The sequence below is a fragment of the Microvirga massiliensis genome, from assembly GCF_001006805.1.
In the GTDB taxonomy this organism is placed as follows: domain Bacteria; phylum Pseudomonadota; class Alphaproteobacteria; order Rhizobiales; family Beijerinckiaceae; genus Microvirga; species Microvirga massiliensis.
On the sequence record NZ_LN811364.1, the window covers coordinates 39,532 to 42,464 of the forward strand.

Below are 2,933 nucleotides of genomic sequence, written 5' to 3' on the forward strand. Positions count from 1 at the left end.
AATGGCGGCGGCGGCGGTGATGCGGCTCCAGACCGTGGTTTCGCGCGAGATCGCCATGACGGACAACGCTGTGGTCTCGGTCGGATCCCTACAAGCCGGGTCGAGTGCGAACATCATCCCGAACGAGGCCGTGCTCCAGCTCAACATTCGAACGTTCAACGATCGGGTGCGTGAGCAAGTACTCTCGTCGATCCGGCGCATCGTCAATGGCGAAGCGACAACGTCAGGCGCTCCGAAGCCGCCCGAGATCACCACACTGCCTGGTGAATTCCCCCTGACCGTCAACGACGAAGATGCGACCCGAAAGGTCGAGGAAGCCCTGCGACAGCGCCTGGGAGCGGAGCGGGTGGGGCCCACTGGTCCTGCCTCGGCCAGCGAAGACTTTTCCGTCATTCCTCGCGCCTGGGGGGACGTGCCCTCGGTGTACTGGGCCGTCGGAGGCACCGACCCGCAAAAATATGCCGAAGCGGAGAGGACCGGCAGCCTGAACAAGCTTCCGTCGAACCACTCGCCTGAGTTCGCGCCCGTCATCAACCCCACGCTGCGCACCGGCATTGAGGCGATGCTTGCGGCGGCTGGCGTCTGGCTGACGCCCGCGGGCGCGAAGCCCTGATCCTGCGCGGCCGGGATCTACGCCGGGATTACGAAGAAGGGGAAGACGAGTACTGAGGACGTCACCCTAGGCCTGCATCGCCTGGTGCGCGGCCGCGACACGCGGAATAGCTGTTGGGGCTCGCGATGAAAGCTGCCGTGGCGCAAGTTGACCTTGCTATGCGGCACCCGCCGCCACTCTCTTCAGTCGCGCCGCCGCGCGCTCCACTGCCGCATGCCTCGCCGGCATGGCCGCAGCGTTGGCGGCATTGACCCGCTCCAGGATCTCCGGCGGCGCCGTGTCCGGCCTGCCGGCGTTGAATGGCGGGGCGGGCGCATATTCGAGACTGAGTTGGATCGCATGCGCCACCGCCGGGCCGGCGAGTTCCGCGGCCAGCGTCAGCGCGAAATCGATGCCGGCGGTGACGCCGCCACCGGTGATGACATTGCAGTCGCGAACCACCCGGCCGGGATCGGGGATGGCGCCGAAGGGCACCAGCATGTCGCGCCAGGCCCAATGGCAGGCGGCGCGCCTGCCGACGAGAAATCCCGCCGCACCAAGGATCAGCGATCCCGTGCAGACCGAGGTGATGTAGCGCGCGCCGGCGCCGAGGCGCCGGATCGAGGCCATAAAGGTCTCATCGTGCATCGCATCGGTGCAGCCGCGGCCGCCCGGGACGCAGACGACGTCGCAGCGCTCGATGTCCTCCAGCCCGGCGAGTCCGGCAAAGGTGATGCCATCGGCCTCGACCGGCCTGCCGCCAACGGACGCGACAATCACCGTCGCATCCGGCAGCCGCGCAAAGAACTGATGCGGGCCGGTGAAATCGAGATGGGTGACGCGCGGATAGATCGGGAAGACGATGGTGGTCGGCTGGCTCATGGCCAAACATCCTGGATCGACACCGACAGCATGCCGGATCAGGGATCATGTCGCAAACGACAGTGACCCTCCCTTCCAGACATGACGTGTCTCATCGGCTTTGTGGAGTTTCCGAACCTCCAGATTCTCGACCTCACCAGCCGATTGACGAAGGCGGCCCGCCTGACCTGGCGCGCCTACCCGGCCGCGGACGGTGTGACAGAAGAAGCGCCGCTTGAAGGCGCCTGGCTGGGCGGATGCAAGGCGCGTCGAGCCGGACCGCTCGGGACGATCCGCTACTCGCGCACGACGACCCCGCCGAGGGCCTTCATCCGCGTGTCGAGAGAGGTTTCGGAGTATTCGGTGACCTCAGCCAGGACGGCGGTGCTGCCCGGGCGCATTGCGCGCGAGATCCGTTCGGCAAACGTCACCCGCTCGCCCAGATTGATCTGATCGGCCGCTCGCCCGACCAGCGCCCCGCCGGCGGCTCCGATGGCAGCCCCGGTCGGTCCGCCCATGAGGCCGGCGAGCCCGCCGATCAGGGCGCCGACCAGCGTTCCGAGCGGCCCTCCTTCGACCACCCGCTTGGCAACGAGTGTTCCCTCGGGATCCTTGTTGACGACAGCCGTGCCGGCCAGCTTGAGGCTCCCTTCCGCCTGGAGTTCCTTGAGCACACCCGATGCCTCGCTCGCCGCTCCCTCGTCGTGAAACACGATGCCGATGAACCTGCTCATTGAAGTCTCCCGTCGTGGCCGGTTGCACGAATTCCCGCTCAGCCAGGAGCATAGACATCATGCGGTAGACCAAGGCAGGCCTTCAACTGCCTGCCGTTCTGCTCGTGTAGGCGTCCAGGACTCGCGCCGAATAGACCAGCGCCGCTCCTGCATTGACGGCAACGGCGACGCCAAGTGCTTCGGCGATTTCCTCGCGGCTCGCGCCATGCCGCACGGCGGCATCGGTGTGTACGGTGACGCAGCCATCGCACTGCCGCGTCACGGCGACAGCCAGCGCGATCAACTCACGCGTCTTGGCACGAGGGCACCGGTCTTCGCGCCTGCATTACTCAGTTCCTGATAGCCACGAAGTGTGTCGGGACTGAGCTTTCCCACCTCGCCGATCCTGACGAGAACCTGTTTCCGGTAGTCATTCCAGTCGAGCATCATGCATGGGCTCCGTGGTTGGGTTCCGTCGTACGGCGGAATTCAATTCTGAGCGCCGCCGGGAGCACGAAGTGCAACGGTTCAGGGAAGCGAAGCCCGCGCTCCGAAGACTGAGAGCGCGAGTTCCGCCTTCCCGACCTGTTACCTGACGGTTCCGTCAATGCTGCCGGTGATACCCGTGTCCGCGCAGGCGACCGGCACACGGGCCTTGGTCGAGCTGTCGTATACGGTCCGGCAGGGCACGCCGTCTATGAACTGGACCTCGTGGGGAGCGGCATGGGGAAACAGGGAGCCCGGCGTGCCCTGAATTGGGTTCGGTT

At 66.1% G+C, this 2,933-nt stretch carries 3 protein-coding genes and 1 pseudogene; 1 reads left to right on the plus strand and 3 read right to left on the minus strand.

Annotated elements, in window-relative coordinates; all coding sequences use genetic code 11:
• The coding region (locus BN1233_RS33865) for a peptidase dimerization domain-containing protein (RefSeq protein WP_046868066.1) at window positions 1-613 on the plus strand (613 nt) is incomplete at its 5' end.
• A 156-nt stretch (window positions 614-769) separates the two neighbouring features.
• Here the strand turns inward: BN1233_RS33865 and BN1233_RS33870 are convergent.
• From BN1233_RS33870 to BN1233_RS33880, 3 genes and pseudogenes are all read right to left on the minus strand, one after another.
• On the minus strand, window positions 770-1,474 hold the full coding sequence (locus tag BN1233_RS33870) for a DJ-1/PfpI family protein (RefSeq protein ID WP_046868067.1): 705 nt from the start codon (window positions 1,472-1,474) through the stop codon (window positions 770-772).
• A 275-nt stretch (window positions 1,475-1,749) separates the two neighbouring features.
• Window positions 1,750-2,187 (minus strand): DUF1269 domain-containing protein, encoded by a 438-nt coding sequence (locus BN1233_RS33875; RefSeq protein WP_046868205.1) that lies wholly within the window; start codon window positions 2,185-2,187, stop codon window positions 1,750-1,752.
• An 82-nt stretch (window positions 2,188-2,269) separates the two neighbouring features.
• Window positions 2,270-2,613 (minus strand): annotated as a pseudogene (locus BN1233_RS33880) (carboxymuconolactone decarboxylase family protein).
• Window positions 2,614-2,933: the final 320 nt, after the last annotated feature.

Coding starts and splice junctions, on each gene's coding strand:
- BN1233_RS33870 (WP_046868067.1), bottom strand. CDS start 1,474: ATGAGCCAGCCGACCACCATCGTCTTCCCGATCTATCCGCGCGTCACC.
- BN1233_RS33875 (WP_046868205.1), bottom strand. CDS start 2,187: ATGAGCAGGTTCATCGGCATCGTGTTTCACGACGAGGGAGCGGCGAGC.